Origin of the sequence: Ancylobacter koreensis (assembly GCF_023016525.1) — a bacterium.
Lineage (GTDB): Bacteria > Pseudomonadota > Alphaproteobacteria > Rhizobiales > Xanthobacteraceae > Ancylobacter > Ancylobacter koreensis.
This window is the reverse complement of the sequence record NZ_JALKCG010000002.1, coordinates 164,640-182,500: the sequence shown is the minus strand read 5'-3', so window position 1 is coordinate 182,500 and position 17,861 is coordinate 164,640. Positions and strand designations below refer to the sequence as shown.

Annotated in this window: 16 protein-coding genes (1 of these 16 only partly in view); 9 read left to right on the top strand and 7 right to left on the bottom strand. The window is 70.5% G+C overall.

What is annotated here, in order from left to right; all coding sequences use genetic code 11:
- Positions 1 to 212 carry the final stretch of a RibD family protein gene (locus MWN33_RS08015; protein WP_247199973.1) on the top strand. It extends 607 nt beyond the left edge of the window, so 212 of the gene's 819 nt are visible here — the last part of the coding sequence; the start codon falls outside the window, past its left edge; the stop codon is at positions 210 to 212.
- Entirely contained in the window at positions 199 to 771 is a 573-nt protein-coding gene (locus tag MWN33_RS08010) for a cytochrome b (protein WP_247199972.1), read from the top strand. The genes MWN33_RS08015 and MWN33_RS08010 overlap by 14 nt, the downstream gene beginning before the upstream one ends.
- Before the next feature lie 17 nt (positions 772 to 788).
- On the opposite strand, the gene MWN33_RS08005 is transcribed toward MWN33_RS08010, so the two are convergent.
- From MWN33_RS08005 to MWN33_RS07990, 4 genes are read right to left on the bottom strand one after another with little or no spacing between them, the layout of a single operon-like run.
- Positions 789 to 1,625: a class I SAM-dependent methyltransferase gene (locus MWN33_RS08005; protein WP_247199971.1), complete on the bottom strand. Its 837-nt coding sequence runs from the start codon at positions 1,623 to 1,625 to the stop codon at positions 789 to 791.
- Positions 1,622 to 2,668 (bottom strand): glycosyltransferase family 4 protein, encoded by a 1,047-nt coding sequence (locus tag MWN33_RS08000; RefSeq protein WP_247199970.1) that lies wholly within the window; start codon positions 2,666 to 2,668, stop codon positions 1,622 to 1,624. The genes MWN33_RS08005 and MWN33_RS08000 overlap by 4 nt, the downstream gene beginning before the upstream one ends.
- Complete coding sequence (locus MWN33_RS07995) at positions 2,665 to 3,066, bottom strand: 6-pyruvoyl trahydropterin synthase family protein (protein ID WP_247199969.1); 402 nt, start codon at positions 3,064 to 3,066, stop codon at positions 2,665 to 2,667. The genes MWN33_RS08000 and MWN33_RS07995 overlap by 4 nt, the downstream gene beginning before the upstream one ends.
- Positions 3,067 to 3,085: 19 nt before the next feature.
- Positions 3,086 to 4,075 carry a zinc-dependent alcohol dehydrogenase gene (locus MWN33_RS07990; protein ID WP_247199968.1) on the bottom strand — a complete coding sequence of 330 codons (990 nt, stop codon included), beginning with the start codon at positions 4,073 to 4,075 and terminating at the stop codon, positions 3,086 to 3,088.
- Positions 4,076 to 4,223: 148 nt separating this feature from the next.
- On the opposite strand from MWN33_RS07990, the gene mdoH reads away from it, so the two are divergent.
- Positions 4,224 to 6,125 carry a glucans biosynthesis glucosyltransferase MdoH gene (gene mdoH / locus MWN33_RS07985; protein ID WP_247199967.1) on the top strand — a complete coding sequence of 634 codons (1,902 nt, stop codon included), beginning with the start codon at positions 4,224 to 4,226 and terminating at the stop codon, positions 6,123 to 6,125.
- Positions 6,126 to 6,289: 164 nt separating this feature from the next.
- Here the strand turns inward: mdoH and MWN33_RS07980 are convergent, their stop codons facing one another.
- Positions 6,290 to 7,762: an amidase gene (locus MWN33_RS07980; protein ID WP_247199966.1), complete on the bottom strand. Its 1,473-nt coding sequence runs from the start codon at positions 7,760 to 7,762 to the stop codon at positions 6,290 to 6,292.
- Positions 7,763 to 7,874: 112 nt separating this feature from the next.
- On the opposite strand from MWN33_RS07980, the gene MWN33_RS07975 reads away from it, so the two are divergent.
- The 4 genes from MWN33_RS07975 to MWN33_RS07960 are packed head-to-tail and all read left to right on the top strand — an operon-like array spanning position 7,875 to position 13,572.
- A complete protein-coding gene (locus MWN33_RS07975; RefSeq protein ID WP_247199965.1) occupies positions 7,875 to 8,849 on the top strand; it encodes an ABC transporter substrate-binding protein in 975 nt (324 codons plus the stop codon).
- 15 nt (positions 8,850 to 8,864) lie between these two features.
- Positions 8,865 to 9,911: an ATP-binding cassette domain-containing protein gene (locus tag MWN33_RS07970; protein ID WP_247199964.1), complete on the top strand. Its 1,047-nt coding sequence runs from the start codon at positions 8,865 to 8,867 to the stop codon at positions 9,909 to 9,911.
- Entirely contained in the window at positions 9,908 to 11,899 is a 1,992-nt protein-coding gene (locus MWN33_RS07965; RefSeq protein ID WP_247199963.1) for an ABC transporter permease, read from the top strand. Before MWN33_RS07970 ends, MWN33_RS07965 begins: the two co-directional genes overlap by 4 nt.
- A gap of 8 nt (positions 11,900 to 11,907) precedes the next feature.
- Positions 11,908 to 13,572, top strand: a complete 1,665-nt coding sequence (locus MWN33_RS07960; protein WP_247199962.1) for a GMC family oxidoreductase — start codon at positions 11,908 to 11,910, stop codon at positions 13,570 to 13,572.
- A 41-nt stretch (positions 13,573 to 13,613) separates the two neighbouring features.
- Here MWN33_RS07960 and MWN33_RS07955 read toward each other — a convergent pair whose 3' ends face one another.
- Positions 13,614 to 14,297 (bottom strand): DUF2848 family protein, encoded by a 684-nt coding sequence (locus MWN33_RS07955; protein WP_247199961.1) that lies wholly within the window; start codon positions 14,295 to 14,297, stop codon positions 13,614 to 13,616.
- A 284-nt stretch (positions 14,298 to 14,581) separates the two neighbouring features.
- On the opposite strand from MWN33_RS07955, the gene speB reads away from it, so the two are divergent.
- Together speB and MWN33_RS07945 are read left to right on the top strand one after the other, a co-directional pair.
- Entirely contained in the window at positions 14,582 to 15,535 is a 954-nt protein-coding gene (gene speB, locus MWN33_RS07950; protein ID WP_247199960.1) for an agmatinase, read from the top strand.
- Positions 15,536 to 15,538: 3 nt separating this feature from the next.
- Positions 15,539 to 16,477: a 2-hydroxyacid dehydrogenase gene (locus MWN33_RS07945; RefSeq protein WP_247199959.1), complete on the top strand. Its 939-nt coding sequence runs from the start codon at positions 15,539 to 15,541 to the stop codon at positions 16,475 to 16,477.
- Between the two features lie 57 nt (positions 16,478 to 16,534).
- On the opposite strand, the gene MWN33_RS07940 is transcribed toward MWN33_RS07945, so the two are convergent.
- Positions 16,535 to 17,845 (bottom strand): LLM class flavin-dependent oxidoreductase, encoded by a 1,311-nt coding sequence (locus MWN33_RS07940; protein WP_247199958.1) that lies wholly within the window; start codon positions 17,843 to 17,845, stop codon positions 16,535 to 16,537.
- Positions 17,846 to 17,861: the final 16 nt, after the last annotated feature.

Sequence of the window (17,861 nt, the reverse complement as noted above, 5' to 3'; positions counted from 1 at the left end):
TCATCGACGCGGGAATGGTCGACCGCCTGCATATCTGTCTGGCGCCGATGATCCTCGGCTCGGGGCGCCCGGCCCTCGACTTGCGGCCGATCGACGACGTGTGCGATGCGCTCCAGCCGCGCGCGCAGGCCTATCTGTTGGACGACGGCAACGTGGTCTATGATTGCGACCTGCGCAGCACGACCGGCGGTGCTTCCCATGGAGACGCCTGACAGGACGGCCGATGCCACCCCGCCCGCGCGCTACAGCCGCGCGGCGCGCGTGCTGCACTGGCTCGTCGCCGCTTTCGTGGTCTGCCTCGTGCCGCTCGGCCTCTACATGACCGCACGCGGCGAGGCGACCAATTTCGACGCGCTCACCGGCCGGCTCTACGACCTGCACAAGCTGCTCGGCTTCACCCTGCTCTGGGTCGTCGTGCTGCGTATCCTCGTGCGGTTGAGGCGCGGGGCACCACCACCGCTGGCGACGCTGACGCCGTTCGAGCGCATCGCGTCGACCGGCATGCATCACCTCCTCTATGTGCTGCTGCTGGTGGTGCCGCTGCTCGGCTGGGCAGGGATTTCCGCCTATCCCGCGCTGAACCTGTTCGGGCTTTTCGACCTGCCGGGAATCCTGACCGCCGACGAGCCGCTGGCGAACCGCATCCTCGGGCTGCACGGGTTGCTGGCGCAGCTTCTGGCGATCCTTGCGCTGCTTCACATCGCGGCAGCGCTGCGCCATCGCTTCATCAAGAAGGACGGCGTGTTGCGCCGCATGTGGCCGCCCGATTGAACCGCCCCTTCGCCGCCTCACGGCACGGCGAAGATATCCCGATGGCCGATGACCGCGCCCGTGGCTTCGGCCCGCGCGCGGCCCCAGTCCGCGAAGGCGTCCGAACGGCCGGGCTCCATCTCGCACGCCGCCACCGCGACGCCCGCGCTCACGGCGGCGATCAGCGCGCCATCGGCGGGCCCGAGCCGCCACGGGCTGGCACCCTGCCGCACACGATAGCCGTGACGGGCGAGCAGTTCCGCCAGGGCATCGCAGGCATCCGGCCCGAGCGCGGGGCCGAAGCCCTTGTCGCCGCGCTGGTGGCGGTTGAAGGCGTCGCGGATCGCCGTGTCGAGCGGGCTCGAAGGCTCCCAGCACGCCGCGCCGTCATAGTTGAGCACCGCGTAGAGCGCCCTCCGCCGCGTCGCCGATGCCGCGACCAGTCGCTCCAGCCAGCCGGCCGAGACGAGATCGAAGAGCGCCGCCGCCGTGACGAGATCGGGCGCGATGTCATGGAAATGCAGGTCCCGCGCGGTCAGGTCCGCCCGTTCGAAGGTGACGCGGATCGCCCGGCCGCCCCGGTCGAGCCGGAGCCCGCCATTGGCCTCCCGCACGCTGTCCGCCCAGCCGGCGAGCCGATGCCGCGCCTCGGCCAGCAGCGCCGGATCGCCATCGACGAGATGCCAGTGCTGGCGCGCCGGCAGCAGGGGGGCGAGGGCGCGCAAATTGGAGCCCGAGCCGCAGCCCAGATCGACGATGGTGAGCGCCGCGCGCCCCGCGAAATGCGCGCCGACCGCCGCCGCGACCTCGGCATTGCGGGCGGCGTGGTCAGCGGGTTCGCGCAGCGCCAGCCAGCCGGCATCGAATCCGCTCATGCCGCGAGGCTCCCCATCGTCGCCGCGATGACGCCCGCCGTCTGCGACCAGCGCGGCAGCAGGGCCGCCTGCCCCCATGCCTTGTCCGCCAGCGCCCGGCGCAGCGGCGGCTGCTCCAGCAGCAGCGCGATGGTGGCGGACAGCGCGCCCGCATCGCCCGGCGGCACCAGCCGCGCCGCCCCGGCCGGCACGGTCTCGGGGATCGCGCCGGCGCGGGTCGCGACCACCGGCAGCCCCCGCGCCACGGCCTCGGTCAACACCATGCCGTAGCCCTCGAACAGGGAGGCGCAGACGAAGAGATCGGCCGCGTCATATTCGGCCTCCAGCGCCGTGCCGGAAATCGCCCCGGTCAGCACGATCCGCCCTTCCAGCCCCGCCGCGGCGATCTGCGCGCGCAGCCCTTTTGCAGCCTCCGGGTCGCGGTCGTCCGCACCGACGATATGGCAGCGCCAGTCCCGTTCGCGCAGCGGCGCCAGTGCCGCCACCAGCACGTCATAGGCCTTGCGGGGGATGATCGAGCCGACGGCGAGCAGGCGCGGCGGCGTCACGGTGCCTCTCGCGCGCGCCGCCGGCTCCACCCCCGGCAGGGCAACGACCAGCTTCGCCAGGTCGACCGCGTAGTCGGCGGCCAGTATCCGCGCCGTCATCGGGCTGGTGACGATCACCGCTTCGGCGTGGGAGAGCGCGGCCCGCTCGCTCGCGCGCAGCCGCGCCTGCCGGTCCGCGTCGAGCCCGGTTTCCAGCGCGAGCGGATGATGCACCAGCGCCGCCAGCGGACGCCCGAGTCCGGCCAGCATGGCGGAGGGAAGCACCCCGAAGGCGAGCCCGTCGATAAGGACCGGTTGCCCGGAAGGCAGTGCCTGCAGGAGGCGCGCGCTCGTCGTGAGCGTCTCCGGCGTCGGGGACGGGAACCCGTCCGGCAAGGCCAGAGGCGTAACTTCGCAGCCGAGGGCGCGGCATTCGGCCATCACGCGGCGATCATAGGCGTAGCCGCCCGTCGGCAGGTCGAGATCGCCGGGAATGGCGAAAGCGAAGCCCGTCACGCGAGGGAGCCCTCATAGCTGGCGCGGGCGAGGTCGGTCTCGTGCAGCGTGACGCGGATCTTCGCCAGCTCCCGCCCGTCCTCGCCCAGCGCGCCGTCGCGGGCGGCGGCGGCGACCGCGTCGAAGATGTGGCGGGCGAGGAATTCGGTCGTCGTCAGCTTGCCTGCGAAGACCGGCAGCGCGTCGAGATTCTGGTAGGCAAGCGGCGCGAGCGTCTGCTTGAGCACGTCGAGCGCCGCGCCGATGTCGACGACCACGTTTTTAGCGGTCAGCTCCGCGCGGAAGAAGGCGACATCGACCACGAAGGTCGCGCCGTGCAGACCCTGCGCCGGGCCGAAGAAAGGGTCCGGCAGCGAATGGGCGATCATGATGCGATCGCGGACTTCCACACAGAACATCGCCACACTCCCGCTTGCGTCATTCATAGGTGAGCTGGATCGCCAGCGCGTCCGGCTCGTCGGTCAACAGCGACGGCAGCCGCGCCGGCGCCTCCTCGAAGGCAACGCGGTGCGTGACCAGCCGTTCGAAGCGCGCATCGGCAAGCAGCGACACCGCCTTGGCGAGCCGCCGGGCATGCGGCCAGCGCGGCCGGCGCTCCGGCGAGACCGCGCCGACCTGCGAGGCGATCAGGCGCAGCCGCCGGCTGTGGAAGGCGCCGCCCAGCGCGACCTCGGTCGCGGCCGTGCCGTACCAGCTCAGCTCGACGATCTTCGCCTCGAAGCCTCCCGCGGCGAGCGCCGTGTGCAGCCCCGCCGCACTGGCGCTGGTATGGAATACGATGTCGGCATCGTCGTGGATCTGCGCCGGCAAGGCGAACCGCGCGCCGAAGGCCGCCGCGATCTCCGCCCGCCCCGGCCGCACGTCGACCAGCGTGACGTCGGCACCCGGCAGCCCCGCCGCCAGCGCCGTTACCATCAGGCCGACGACGCCGCCGCCGACGACCGTGATGCGGTCGCCGGGCCCCGCTCCCGCGTCCCACAGCGCGTTCAGCGCGGTTTCCATATTGGCGGCCAGCATGGCCCGGCTCGGAGGAATCCCCTCCGGCACCGGCGTGACCGCCGAGGCCGGGACGCGGTACACGTCCTGATGGGGATGCAGGCAGAACACCATCCGCCCCTCAAGCGCGCCGGGGCCCTTCTCGACGATGCCGACGCTCTGGTAGCCATACTGGACGGGAAAAGGGAAATCGCCGCGCTGGAAGGGTGCGCGCATGCGCTCGAATTCGCTCTCCGGCACCTCTCCCGCCAGAACGAGGCGCTCCGTGCCACGGCTGACGCAGGAGGCGAGCGCGCGAATGATGACGGAATCGGTGTCGGGCGCGTCGAGCCCGTAGCTGCGCAGCTCGTAGCGTCCCGGCGCGACGCACCACAGTGCCTTCGCCGACCGACCGACCGATGCTGGCGTCACCTGCCGCCTTTCTCAAACACCCGGCCATTCCCTCGCTGCGGGCGGTATCACGCCCTCGACATCCTGTGAACGAACCGGCGCCGCCTTTCGTATATCGAAGTCGAAACGGCGGCAAACGCCGCCCGTTCCGTCTATCGAGTGGATCCGCATGAGCGCGAGCGACCGATTTCCGCAGAGCCCTTCGCCGACGCGCGTCACCGCCGCGCGGCTGACGCCGACCGGCACCCAGTCCCTGCGAACCCTGTTCCGGCGGCGCGCCCTCGTCGCCACCCTGAATGTGCTCACCTTCGCGTGCCTCGCGCTGGTCTTCGCGGGGCTGCTGGCCGTCGGGGGATGGACGACGCTCGACAGGCTGCTTCTGGTCGCCTTCTGCGTATCGACGCCCTGGACCATACTCGGCTTCTGGAATGCCCTGATCGGTCTCTGGCTGCTGCACGGGCCCGTCGATGCCCTCCAGGCCGTCTCTCCCTATGCCGCAGTCGACGAGGGGAGCCCCATCGCCTCGCGCATCGCCATCGTGATGACGCTGCGCAACGAGGACCCCTCACGCGCCCTCCACCGGCTGCGCCTGATGCGGGAGGAGCTTGAGCGCGCCGGCGCGGGACGGCACTTCGCCTATTTCATCCTGTCGGACACCACGCGCCCCGACATCGCCGCCGCCGAGGAGGACCTCGTCGCCGCCTGGCGCGCGGAGATCGGCGCGGGGACCGCGATCCACTACCGCCGCCGCGCCGACAATGCCGGCTACAAGGCCGGCAACATCCGCGACTTCCTCGACCGCTGGGGCGACGACTACGAGCTGATGATGGTGCTCGATGCCGACAGCTTCGTCGGCGCCTCCGCCATCCTGCGCCTCGTGCGCATCGTCGAGGCTCATCCGAAGCTCGGCATCCTGCAGAGCCTCGTGGTCGGCATGCCGTCGCGCTCGGCCTTCGCCCGCATCTTCCAGTTCGGCATGCGGCACGGCATGCGCTCCTACACGATGGGGGCCTCGTGGTGGGCGGGGGATTGCGGCCCCTATTGGGGGCATAATGCGGTCATCCGCGTCGCCCCCTTCAAGGCCCATTGCCTGCTTCCCGTGCTTCCCGGCACGGGGCCGCTCGACGGCCACATCCTGTCGCACGACCAGATCGAGGCGGCGCTGATGCGGCGTGCCGGCTACGAGGTTCGGGTGCTGCCGGAGGAGATGGAGAGCTTCGAGGAAAACCCACCGCATCTGACCGAGTTCACCCGGCGGGACCTGCGCTGGTGCCAGGGCAACATGCAGTACTGGCGGCTTCTCGCCCTGCCCGGCCTGCTGCCGATGAGCCGCTTCCAGATTGCCTGGGCCATATTGATGTATCTCGGCGCCTGCGCCTGGATCGCCTTCATGGCAGTCGCGGCGCTCAAGGTCTTCGATGTCGAGCTTCGCGACGAGCCCTTCCCCGCCGGTCTCGGCCTCGCCCTGTTCGTCGCCACCTTTCTCATGAGCCTCACGCCCAAGCTCGCCGGGCTCGCCGACGTGCTGCTGCGCCGGGAGGAGCGCCGGCGCTATGGCGGGAGCCGCGCGCTGCTGCGCGGGGCGGCGCTGGAATTCGCGTTCGGCGTGCTGCTCGGCCCGGCCGTCGCCTTCCGGGTGGCGCTGTTCTTGATCGGCCTCGGCTTCGGCCGGACCGTGACCTGGGACGCGCAGGCACGCGATGCCGTCCGCCTGTCCTGGCGCACCGCCCTCGCCGGGCTGTGGCCGCAGTTCCTGTTCGGCGCCGGGCTGGCGAGCCTTCTCGCGCTCTTCGCGCCCGCCGCCATCGGCTGGGCCGCGCCCGCGCTGGCCGGCCTCCTCGGCGCCGCACCCTTCGCGGTGCTGACCGCCGAGCCGGCTTTCGGGCGCTGGATGGTCCGCCACGGCCTCTGCGCCATGCCCGAGGAATCCGCGCTTCCCGATTCCCTCGCCGCGCTGACGCAGGAGAGCGACCTCCCCCTCCGGCCCGACACCGGGAAAGCCCGCCCGGCGCGCCTCGCGGAGATCGACCCGGCCGAGGTTGCCGGGGAGATCGCGGGCGAGACGTCGTGAGGCGTGGGCGCACCTGGTTGAAGCCCTGCGCTTAGTTGGACCCGACTGAATGTAAAGCTTCACAGGATGCGATGGGCCGGACCGGCCGCGATGGGCAGTCTTGCCTCATGCGAGCCTTGGCCCTTCCACCCTCCCCGAGTGCCGTGCCCCCGGCGCGCCCCGCGCTAGAGGGACGGCAGCGATGCGCAAGGCTGGGGCGCGGAAGGCTGGGGCGCGGAAGGCTGGGGCGCGGAAGGCTGGGGCGCGGCGGGCTGGGGCCGGACGATCTCGACCGCGCGGCCGACACGCAGCACGCCTGCCTCGTCCTGCGGCCGGCCGACGATCTGCAGGCCGACGGGGAGGCCCTCGTCGGTGCGCCCGGCGGGAACCGACAGCGCCGGGCAGGCGCCGATCAGGTTGAACAGGCCCGTCATGTCGAGCGCGGCGAGCCGGCCGTCGGCGGTGCGGTGGCCATAGTCGAAATCGTCCCTGTCGAGGCGCGGGGCGGGCTGCGCCATGGTCGGGCAGACGAGCGCGTCGTAATCCGCGAGCACGGCGGCGAGCTTGCGCCAGATGCCGGCGCGCACGAAGTCGAGCCGCTTCAGCGTCACCCCGTCGACCTCGCGCCCCATCTCGATCAGCCGGCGCGTCAGCGGCTCCAGCCGGTCGGCGCCCCGGTCGTAGGCGTCGCCGTAGAGCGCCGCCATCCACACCAGCGTGGCGGTGAAGAAGGCCTCGGCGTCCTCCACCCGCCATCCCAGATCCACCTCCTCGACCGTGGCGCCGGCGGCGCGCAGCGCCTCGACCGCGGCGCGCACCTCGCGCGCCACCTGCGGATCGACGGCGCAGAAGCCGAGATCGGGCGAGAAGGCGAGCTTCATGCGGGACGCATCGGCCTCGACCGGCAGGGAAAGCTCGAGCGGGGGCAGGTAGGAGAACAGATCGGCCGGATCGGGGCCGGCGACGGCACCCAGGAACAGCGCGGCGTCGTTCACCGTGCGGGCCATCGGGCCGAAATGGCTGATGTCGTCGAAGGTGGTCGGCAGCGCGTCGAAGGGGATGCGCCCGAGCGCCGGCTTGAGCCCGACGATGCCGCAGAAGGCGGCGGGGCCACGTATGGAGCCCGCCATGTCGCACCCCTCGGCGAGCGCGACGCAGCCGGTCGCCACCGCCACCGCCGAGCCGCCGGAGGAGCCGCCGGGCGTCCGCGAGGGATCCCACGGATTGCGCGTCACGCCGAACTGCGCGCCGCGCGTGAACCAGGAATCGGCGAATTCCGGCGTGGTGGTCTTGCCGACCAGCACGCCGCCGGCGCCGACGAGGCGGCGCGCGATCACCGCGTCGCGTTCCGGCACATGGCCGGCGAACAGGCGCGAGCCGTAGGTCGTCGTCAGCCCGGCGGTCGGCGTGTAGTCCTTCAGCGCCACCGGCAGCCCGGCGAGCGGGCCGAGCGGCTCGCCGCGCACCCGCCGCGCGTCGATGTCGGCCGCCTGCGCGAGGGCGCGCTCGGGCAGCAGCAGGCAGAAGGCGTTCAGCGCCGGATTGACCGCCTCGATGCGCTCCAGCGCCGCGCGGGTCACTTCGACCGCACCGATCTCCCCGTCACGCAGCAGGCGCGCCATCTCGGTCGCCGTCATATGCAGTACATCTGCCGCCATGCGCCCCTCCATCTTCTTCCGAAGGAAGATAGTATCGAAGTTGTAAATAGTAAAATCGGAATTTTCTATCCGTACGCATCGACATAACTCTATATAACTTCCGGAGAACACGATGTCTTACCGAAAATTCAATACGAGCTGGATGAAGACACTGGGCGCAGCGGCGCTGTCGGCGACGTTTCTTGCGGCACCGCAGGCAAGGGCGGCCGATGCCGAGACGGCGAGCCCGGTGCGCATCGTCGTCACCGGCATCACCGACGCCGACTTCATCGCCAACGTCTTCGCCGGCTTCCTCGAACAGAACGGCTACAAGGTCGAGCGCGTGAAGGCGGACTATGCCGCCCAGTTCGTCGGCCTCGAGGCTGGCGACATGGATTTCTCCACCAGCATCTGGGACACCAGCCGCGACATCATGGATGCCGCGCTGGCGACGGGTAAGGTCCAGAACATGGGCTCGACCGGCGTGAAGATCCGCGAGGGCTGGTGGTATCCGCTCTATGTCAAGGAACTCTGCCCCGGCCTGCCGGACTGGAAGGCGCTGCTGGAACCGGCCTGCGTGAAGGCGCTCGCGACTGTCGAATCCGCGCCCAAGGCCCGCTTCGTCGAGGCGCCGGCCGACTGGACGACCAACAATGCCGCGCGGCTCGAAGCGCTGAAGCTGCCCTTCGTGCTGGAAGGCACCGGCACGCCGGCCGCCCTGCATGCCGCCATCGTCGGCGCCGTGCAACGCAAGGAGCCCGTCATCGGCTGGGGCTTCATGCCGGACTGGATGACCGAGCAGTATCCCGGCGAGTTCGTGCAGTTCCCGCACTTCGAGGCGGCCTGCGCGACCGACCCGAAATGGGGCGGCAACCCCGACAAGGTGTGGGACTGCGACAACCCCTACGGCTATGTCTGGAAGGTCGCCAACACCAAGTCCGAAGCCAGGTTGCCGCGCGCCTCGCGCATGCTGCGCCTCTATCATCTCACCGCCGCCGATGTCGCCTGGGGCATCCGCCGCGTCGATGTCGACGGCATCGAGAGCGAGAAGGCGGCCGAGGAATGGCTGAAGGCGCACCCCGACCTGGTCGCCGACTGGGCGCTTTGACGGGAGCCTGCCAAGGTGTCGACGACGAACCGCATCCTGCTCTGCGACAATGTGTGGAAGGTCTACGGGCCGGACGCCGACACCTTTCTGTCCACTCGTGAACAGCCGCCGTCGCCGGAGGATCTGGCGGCGGCGGGGCTGCTCGCCGCCGTGCGCGGCGTCAGCCTGTCGATCAGCCAGGGCGAGATCTTCGTCATCATGGGCCTGTCCGGCTCGGGCAAGTCCACGCTGCTGCGCTGCATGACGCGGCTGGTCGAGCCGACCGCCGGCTCGATCCTGCTCGGCGGCACCAACCTGCTCAACGCCACCGAGCGCCAGCTCATGCAGATCCGGCGCGAGAAGATGGGCATGGTGTTCCAGAACTACGCGCTGATGCCGCATCTCAGCGCGCTGGAGAACGTCGCCTTCCCGCTCAAGGTGCAGGGTATGAAGCGCGCGGCGCGCGAGGCGCGGGCGCAGCAGATGCTCGATCTCGTCGGCCTCGGCGGGCGCGGCCGGCACTACCCGCACGAGCTTTCCGGCGGGCAGCAGCAGCGCGTCGGCATCGCCCGCTCGCTGACGCTGGAGCCCGACATCTGGTTCCTGGACGAGCCGTTCTCGGCGCTCGACCCGCTGGTGCGGCGCGAGATGCAGGACGAGTTCCTGCGGCTGCAGACGCTGCTGCGTAAGACCATCGTCTTCGTCACCCACGACTTCGCCGAGGCCGTGCGTCTCGCCGACCGCATCGCCATCATGCGCGAGGGCGCCGTCGTGCAGGTCGCCACGCCGGAGGCGCTGGTTCTGGCGCCGGCCGACCCCTATGTGTCGGCCTTCACCCGCGACATCCCCCGCGCGCAGGTCGTCACCGCCCGCTCGGCCATGGATCTCGGGCCGGATGCCGCCGGCAGCGCCGGCGTCGCGGCCGCTGCACGCGTCATCGACATCGCCGAACGCGTGTTGGCCGCCGAAGGGCCGGTCGCCGTTCTCGCGGAAGACGGCGGGGTCCTCGGCGCGCTAAGCCGGGAGGCGGTGATCCGCCTTCTGCTCGCCCAGCCGCACACGCGCCCGGCGCCCGTCCAATGACGGCGGTTGAGCTGCGAAGCGAGCCGGAAAGCCGGGGCGACGCGGTGCGCGGCGCGGGAGCGGCGCGTCTGCCCGCCCTCGCTCTTCTCGCCGTCGCGGTCCTGCTCTGCCTGCTGCCCCAATTCGGCGTCGAGATGCCCCCGGCGCTCGCCGCCATTCCCGACCGCTTCATTCTGCCCTGGCGCCAGTGGGCGGGCGAGGCGCTGACCTATGTCGCCAAGGATTCCCACATCGGGCCGGTGATGGTGAGCGAAATCACCCGCGGCATCGCCGGCGTCATCCTCCAGCCCATGCTCCTGCTGCAGGGGCTGGTGTCGAAGGGCCTCACCGTTGGCGGCGTCGAGCTGCCGCCGCTGCCCTGGCCCTCGGTGATGCTCGCCTCGGCGCTGCTGGGCCTGCGCTTCGGCAGCGTGCGGCTCGCCCTGCTCACCGGCGGCGCGCTGCTCTATGCGGCGCTGTTCGGCCTGTGGGACGCGACCATGCTGACGCTGGCCTCGGTCCTCGTCTCGGTGGCCTTCGGCGTGCTGCTCGGCACATGGCTCGGCATTCTCGCCTTCCGCCATCCCAGGGTCGACCGCGCGCTGCAACCGCTTTATGACGTCATGCAGACCGTGCCGATCTTCGCCTATCTCGTGCCGATCCTCTATCTGTTCGGTTTCGGCCCGGTGGGCGCGATGATGGCGACGGTGATCTACGCCATGCCGCCCATGGCGCGCGTCACCACCCTTGCGCTGCGCGGCGTGCCGGCCTCCATCGGCGAGGCGGCGGCGATGGCCGGCTGCACGCGCGGGCAGGTGATGCGGCTCGCCCTGCTGCCTTCCGCCCTCCCGAAGATGATGATCGGCGTCAATCAGGTGCTGATGCTCTCGCTGACCATGGTGATCATCGCCAGCGTCATCGGCGCCGACGGGCTGGGCGCCGTGGTGCTCAAGGCGCTGCAGTCGCTGAAGATCGGTCGTGGGCTGGAGGCGGGTCTCGCCATCGTGCTGGTCGCCATCGCGCTCGACCGCCTCGGCCAGGCGATCGCCGAGCGCCGCCCGCAGCACCGCGATGCCGCCGGGAGCCGGCGCTGGGCGCTGGCCTTCGCGGTGGCGCTGGTCCTGCCCTGCCTGCTGGCGCCGATGATTCCGGCGCTCGCCAATTGGCCGGCGGACTGGTCCGTCTCCACCGCGAGCTGGTGGGACGCGCGCATCGCGCAGATGAACCTCGCCTTCGCCGGCCCGCTGCGGGAGCTGAAGACCTTCGCCTTCCTCTGGCTGCTGCGGCCGACGAAGCTGTTCTTCCTCGCCGTGCCGTGGATCGGCGCGGTGACGCTGGTCGCCGCGCTCGGCCTGCTGCTGGGCGGGTGGCGGCTCGCGCTCTCCTGCGGCCTCATGATGCTCTTCGTCGCCGGCTGCGGCTTCTGGGAGCCGGCGCAGCTCTCGCTCTATCTCATCGCCATCAGCGTCGCGCTGGCGCTTCTCATCGGCATGCCGCTGGGCCTGGCATGCGCGGCGTCGCCCCGCTTCAACGCCGGCATGCGGGTGGTGCTCGACACCATCCAGACCCTGCCGAGCTTCGTCTATCTGATCCCCGTCATCATGCTGCTGGGCTCCGGCGACTTCCCGGCGCTGATCGCCATTGTCGTCTATGCGGTGACCCCGGCGGTGCGCTTCACCGCCGACGCCCTGCGCCACGTGCCGGGCGAGATCGTCGAGGCCGCGCGCATGTCGGGCGCCTCGCGCTGGCAGAATTTCGGCTGGGTGAAGGTGCCGCTGGCCCGCCCCGGCCTGCTGCTCGCCGTCAACCAGACGGTGATGATGGCCTTCGGCATGCTGGTGATCACCGCGCTGATCGGCACCAAGGGGCTGGAGAGCGACACGCTCATCTCGCTCAGCAAGGCCGATCCGGGGCGGGGCATCATCGCGGGCGCCGCCATGGCCTTCCTCGCCATCATCATCGACCGCCTGCTGCGCGCCGCCGCCGGCGGGCAGGCGGCACGCCCGTGAGGCCGATCATGTCCATCCCCAGCTTCGACTACATCGTCGTCGGCGCCGGCTCCTCGGGCTGCGTGCTGGCGAACCGCCTGAGCGCCGACCCCTCGGTCCGCGTGCTGGTGCTGGAGGCGGGCGGGCGCGACTGGAACCCGGTCATCCGCTTTCCCACCGGCGAGGTGTTCACCGTCGGCAGCGCGCTCGACTGGAAGTTCGAGAGCGAGCCCGAACCGGCGCTCGACGGGCTGCGCCTGAAGGTGCCGCGCGGCAAGGTGCTCGGCGGCTCCTCCTCGATCAACGGCCAGCTCTATGTGCGCGGGCACCGGCGCGACTACGACGAGTGGGCGGAGCTGGGCGCGAGCGGCTGGTCCTTTGCCGACGTGCTGCCCTATTTCCGGCGCTCGGAGGACTGGAAGCCCGGCAGCGACCCGGCTTTCCGCGGCACCGGCGGGCCGCTGAAGACTGCCTTCGGCCGCTACGACAACCCGCTCTACGACGCCTTCATCGAGGCCGGGCGCGCGCTGGGCCACCCGTTCAACCCGGACCATAACGGCGCCTCGCAGGAAGGCTTCGGCCGGTCGCAATACACCCATTTGCACGGCTTCCCGCTGCGCTGCTCGGCGGCGAACGCCTATCTGCACCCCGCCGCGCGGCGGCCGAACCTCCGCATCGTCACCGGCGCCCATGTCACCGGCCTGACGCTGGACGGCGCCCGCTGCACCGGCCTGCACTACGTGAGGGACGGGCAGAGCGTCGCCGTGCGGGCGGAGCGCGAGGTGATCCTCGCCGCCGGCGCCTACCAGTCGCCGCACCTGCTGCTGCTGTCGGGCATCGGGCCGGCCGACGAACTACGGCAGGCGGGCATCGAGCCGCGCCACGAGCTGCCCGGCGTCGGGCGCGACCTGCAGGACCATTTCGGCGGCTTCGTGCAGCACGAATGCCTGCGGCCGATCACCTATTACAACCTGCTCAGCAAGCCGCGCGCCGCGCTGGCGGTGGCCGAGCTCGCCTTGCTGCGGCGCGGGCCGCTGGCGGTGTTCCCGATGAACGCGCAGGCCTTTCTGAAGAGCGCGCCCGAGCTCGACCGCCCGGACCTCCAGTTCTACATGTTCCCGGTGGCGCTCGATCCCGAGAGCCAGGACCTCTTTCGGCCCGCCTTCCATGGCTACAGCATCCACTGGGCGCTGCTGCGCCCGCGCTCGCGCGGCCGGGTGTTCCTGCGCTCGGCCGATCCGCTGGCGCCGCCGGCGATCCTGCACAACTACCTCGCCGACGAAGACGACCGCCGGCTCAACCTCGCGGGGCTGAAGATGGCCCGCGAGGTCCATGCGCAATCCGCCTTCGACGGGCTGCGCGGGCGCGAGGTGTCTCCCGGCGCTGCCATGACGGAGGACGAGGCGCTCGACCTCCATCTGCGCCGCAGCTCCGCCTCGCACTACCACCCTGCCGGCACCTGCCGCATGGGCGCGGACGAGGGCGCTGTGGTCGATCCGGAACTGCGCGTGCGCGGCATTGAGGGCCTGCGCGTCGTCGACGCCTCGATCATGCCGCGCCTCGTCGGCGGCAACACCAACGCGCCCGCGATCATGATCGGCGAGAAGGGGGCTGACCTCATCCTCGGCCGCGCCGCCGCAGCTCTGCCGGAGGCGACCCCGGCCGGCGTGGAGGCGCTCGGCGCGCGGCTCTGACGCGCCCGCCCCCTCGCCGCCCCGCACTCAGCCCTCAGCCCTCACCCCTTCGGCGGAAAAATCTCCAGCATCGGCTCCACGCGGTAGCGGTGGACGATGGAGCGCTCCAGCACGGGATCGTGCAGGGTGATGACCATCTCCACCGAGGCGCGCGGGCAGCGCCCGTGCATCTCCATCGTGCCGGAGAAGATCATCCGCCCCTCATGCTGGGGCCCGTCATGGCCGGCGACGAATTCCTGCAGCTGGGCCGGCGTCATCATCTGCTCCAGCGCGCCGTGCTGCATCACGACACCCTCGCAGGTCAGCGTCAGCTCCAGCCGGTCCCAATGATCGACCAGCGCGTCGAGCGGCCAGGCCTCGGTGGCGATGGACTTGAGGCAGAGATTCTTCGCGATGGCGGCGTTCTGCGCCTCCATCACCGAATCCGTCTGGTCGCTGCCCACCGTCACATAGTCGCGTCCACCCTGGCGGAACACGACGAACTCGACCTCGGGCGAGGTGTCGAGGCCGAGCACCTGCGTCACCGTCGATTGCGACAGCAGGCCCGGAATGATCGGGAACAGCATGGGGATATGCGGCGGCACGCCGATGCCGAGCGCCTTGAGCTCCTCGATATGGGCTTCGACCAGATGGCGCGTGCGCCCGGTATAGCCGGCGGCGAGCACGCGGTCGACGGTCGCGACGAGCGGGCCTTCGGGCGTGGTGAAAGCGACGGTGACGGTCATGGCGGCTTCCTGTCGAAGGGCGTGAAAGGTCGCCGACGCTAGGAAGCCGGGGCGCCGTCAACCACCGCGACTTTGCAATCCTTAGCTTGAGGAAGGCGAATGCAACCCGCGCCGCCGGGCCCGCCGGGGCCCGTCACATTGACGCCGCTCCGAGTATGGATGGGCAAGCGCGCGTTGAAGCCGATGCGTCGCGCTCCGAAACTCGCTGCGACACGGGATAAGGCGGACTCCACGCATCGCGCGGCCCGTCGGCCCCGTCGAGACAGGGATGACCGGGTGTCAGCATGAGTGAAGCCTTCAACCAGCCGCTGAGCGGCAACGACATGCCGCGCTTCGGCGGCATCGCCACCATGATGCGGCTGCCGCACGCCAAGACCGCCGAGGGGCTGGACGCCTGCTTCGTCGGCGTGCCGCTCGACATCGGCACCGGCAACCGCAGCGGCACCCGCTTCGGGCCGCGCCAAATCCGCGCCGAGTCGGTGCTGCTGCGCCCCTACAATATGGCCACCCGCGCCGCGCCCTTCGATTCGCTCAACGTCGCCGATGTGGGCGACATCCCGACCAACCCCTACAGCCTGCTCAAGTCGGTCGACGCCATCGAGGCCGGCATCTCGGCCATTCTCGCCCATGGCTGCAAGCCGCTCTCGCTCGGCGGCGACCACACCATGGCGCTGCCGATCCTGCGCGCCATGGCCAAGAAGCACGGCCCGGTCGGCCTCATTCACGTCGACGCCCATGCCGACATCAACGACACCATGTCCGGCGAGAAGATCGCCCACGGCACGCCCTTCCGCCGCGCCGTGGAGGAGAAACTCATCGACCCCCACCGCACGGTGCAGATCGGCCTGCGCGGCACGGGCTATTCCGCCGACGAATTCGACTGGCCGCGCAGCCAGGGCTTCCGGGTGTTCCCGGCGAACGAGCTGTGGCATCGCTCGCTGGTGCCTCTGATGGAGGAGGTGCGCGCCCATCTCGGCGCCGGCCCGGTCTACATCACCTTCGACATCGATTCGCTCGACCCCGCCTTCGCGCAGGGCACCGGCACGCCGGAGATCGGCGGGCTCACCAGCATGCAGGCGCTCGAAATCATTCGCGGCTGCTGGGGCCTCGACATCGTCGGCTGCGACCTTGTCGAGGTCTCGCCGCCCTACGATACTTCCGGCAACACGGCGCTGACGGCGGCGAACCTTCTGTTCGAGCTTCTGTGCGTTCTGCCGGGCGTCGAGCGGAGAAACTGAACCATGGCCGGACCGACCCTTCTCTTCGCCTCCAATATCGACGACCCCGCGCCGTGGCAGGCGCTGTTCGCCCGCGAGCGGCCGGACGTGACCTTCCGCGTGTTCCCGGATATCGGCGATCCCGCCGAGATCACCCACGCGCTGGTATGGCGCATCCCCGACGGGGTGCTCGCTTCGCTGCCGAATCTCAAAGCTGTCTTCTCGCTCGGTGCCGGCATCGACCAGATCATCCGCGATCCCGCCTTCCCGCGCGCCACGCCGCTGTTCCGCCTCGTCGACGGCGGGCTGCGCGAGCAGATGACGGAATACGCGCTCTACGGCGTGCTGCACTGGCACCGCAACATGGGCCGCTATGCCGAGCAACAGGCGCGCGGCGAATGGCACATGCTGGAGGCGATCCACCCCTCCCAGCGCACGGTCGGGGTGATGGGGCTCGGCGTGTTCGGCTCGGACATCGCCGCCAAGCTGGTGATGCTCGGCTTCAACGTCGTCGGCTGGAGCCGCACGGCGAAGGAGATCGCCGGCGTCGAAAGCTTCGTCGGCGAGGCCGGGCTCGACGCCTTCCTCGCCCGCAGTGAGATATTGGTGAACATCCTGCCGCTCACCGACGAGACGCGCGGCATCCTCGGCGCGAAGCTGTTCGAGCGACTGCCGGGCGCCGGCGCGCTGGTGCATCTGGGCCGTGGCGGCCATCTCGTCGAGGCCGATCTCGTCGCCGCGCTCGATGCCGGCCGGCTCGACTGGGCGATGCTGGACGTTTTCCCGACCGAACCGCTGCCGGCGGAGAGCCCGCTCTGGGCGCATCCGCGCGTCTTCGTCACCCCGCACATCGCCGCCCAGCCCGTCAGCGCGGCGGCGGAGAGCGCCATTATCGGCAATTTCAACCGCTTCGAGCGTGGCGAGGAGCCGCCCGGCCGGGTCGATCTCGCCGTCGGCTACTGACGTTAAAAGGGGCGCCGCGAGCGCCCCTTCTGTCCCTCTTGTCCCTCCGGCATGTCCCTAACCGCGCAGGTTTTCGCGCAGCGTGCGGCCGGTATAGGCGCGGCGGAAGATGCCGCGCTCCTGCAGGATCGGCACCACCGCGCGGGCGAAGGTCTCGAAGCTGCCGGGGAAGGCGGTCGGCGTCAGGATGAAGCCGTCGCAGCCCTTCGCCTCGAAATAGGACTGGAGCTGGTCGGCGACGCTCTCGGGCGTGCCCACCACCTGCGGGCACATCTCGGAGGTGGCGAAGCGCCGCGCCGCCTCGCCGAGGGTCAGACCCTCCGCCTTCGTCGCGCGCACCAGCACGTCGAAGGAGCCGCGCGAGCCCTCCTCCATCTGGATATCGTCGAGCGGCTGGTCGGCGGGATAGCGCGAGAGGTCGACGCCGAGATGGTAGGAAACCAGCGCCATGCCGAGCTCGGCATCGACAAGATCATTGATATAGGCCTGTTTTTCGCGGGCGATGGATTCGGTCTCGCCGACGATGGGATCGACCGAAGTGAGGATCGCGCACTCCTCCGGCGCCCGGCCGTATTTCGCCATGCGCCCCTTCACGTCGGCATAGAAGGCCTGCATGCCCTCCACATCATGCTGGAGGGTGAAGATCACCTCCGACCAGCGCGCCGCGAATTCGCGCCCGCGATCGGAGGAGCCCGCCTGCATGAGCACCGGGTGTCCCTGCGGCGAGCGCGGCACGGTGAGCGGGCCGACCGTGCGGCTCCACTTTCCCTGATAGTTGACGGCGCGCACCTTGGACGGGTCGGCGAAGGTGCCCGACGCCTTGTCGACGACGAGCGCGTCCGGCTCCCACGAGTCCCACAACGCCATGCAGGCCTCGACCACCTCGTCCGCCCGGTCGTAGCGCTCGTTGCGCGGGGGCAGGCCGTCGAGGCCGAAATTACGCGCCTCGATGGCGCTCGACGAGGTGACGACGTTCCACGCCACCCGCCCGCCGCTGAGATGGTCGAGCGTCGCGAGGGTGCGGGCGATCTGGTAGGGGTTCAGCAGCGAGGTCGACAGGGTGGCGCCGAGTCCGATGTGCTTGGTCACGCGCGCCATGAGCGACAGCAGGGGCACCGGATCGAGCAGCGCCATCTGGCCGCCCTTCTCCACCACCGTGTCGTGGCTGCCGTTGTAATAATTGTAGAGCCCCTGCACGTCGGCGAAGAACAGGCCGTCGAAGCAGCCCTGCTCCAGCACGCGCGCCACATGCTCGTAACTCTGCGGATCGAGGAAGGCGTTGAGCGTCTCGGGATGGCGCCACATGCCGTGGTGATGGGCCGTCGGCCCCGCCAGCAGGAAGGCGACGAGGTGCATTTGCCGTGTCATGTGAATTCCCTTGCGC

What these genes read in the sequence shown, in the direction of transcription:
- MWN33_RS08010 (WP_247199972.1), top strand. Translation starts at nt 199, where the DNA reads ATGGAGACGCCTGACAGGACGGCCGATGCCACCCCGCCCGCGCGCTAC.
- MWN33_RS08005 (WP_247199971.1), bottom strand. Translation starts at nt 1,625, where the DNA reads ATGAGCGGATTCGATGCCGGCTGGCTGGCGCTGCGCGAACCCGCTGAC.
- MWN33_RS07995 (WP_247199969.1), bottom strand. Translation starts at nt 3,066, where the DNA reads ATGTTCTGTGTGGAAGTCCGCGATCGCATCATGATCGCCCATTCGCTG.
- mdoH (WP_247199967.1), top strand. Translation starts at nt 4,224, where the DNA reads ATGAGCGCGAGCGACCGATTTCCGCAGAGCCCTTCGCCGACGCGCGTC.
- MWN33_RS07980 (WP_247199966.1), bottom strand. Translation starts at nt 7,762, where the DNA reads ATGGCGGCAGATGTACTGCATATGACGGCGACCGAGATGGCGCGCCTG.
- MWN33_RS07975 (WP_247199965.1), top strand. Translation starts at nt 7,875, where the DNA reads ATGTCTTACCGAAAATTCAATACGAGCTGGATGAAGACACTGGGCGCA.
- MWN33_RS07965 (WP_247199963.1), top strand. Translation starts at nt 9,908, where the DNA reads ATGACGGCGGTTGAGCTGCGAAGCGAGCCGGAAAGCCGGGGCGACGCG.
- MWN33_RS07960 (WP_247199962.1), top strand. Translation starts at nt 11,908, where the DNA reads ATGTCCATCCCCAGCTTCGACTACATCGTCGTCGGCGCCGGCTCCTCG.
- MWN33_RS07955 (WP_247199961.1), bottom strand. Translation starts at nt 14,297, where the DNA reads ATGACCGTCACCGTCGCTTTCACCACGCCCGAAGGCCCGCTCGTCGCG.
- speB (WP_247199960.1), top strand. Translation starts at nt 14,582, where the DNA reads ATGAGTGAAGCCTTCAACCAGCCGCTGAGCGGCAACGACATGCCGCGC.
- MWN33_RS07945 (WP_247199959.1), top strand. Translation starts at nt 15,539, where the DNA reads ATGGCCGGACCGACCCTTCTCTTCGCCTCCAATATCGACGACCCCGCG.
- MWN33_RS07940 (WP_247199958.1), bottom strand. Translation starts at nt 17,845, where the DNA reads ATGACACGGCAAATGCACCTCGTCGCCTTCCTGCTGGCGGGGCCGACG.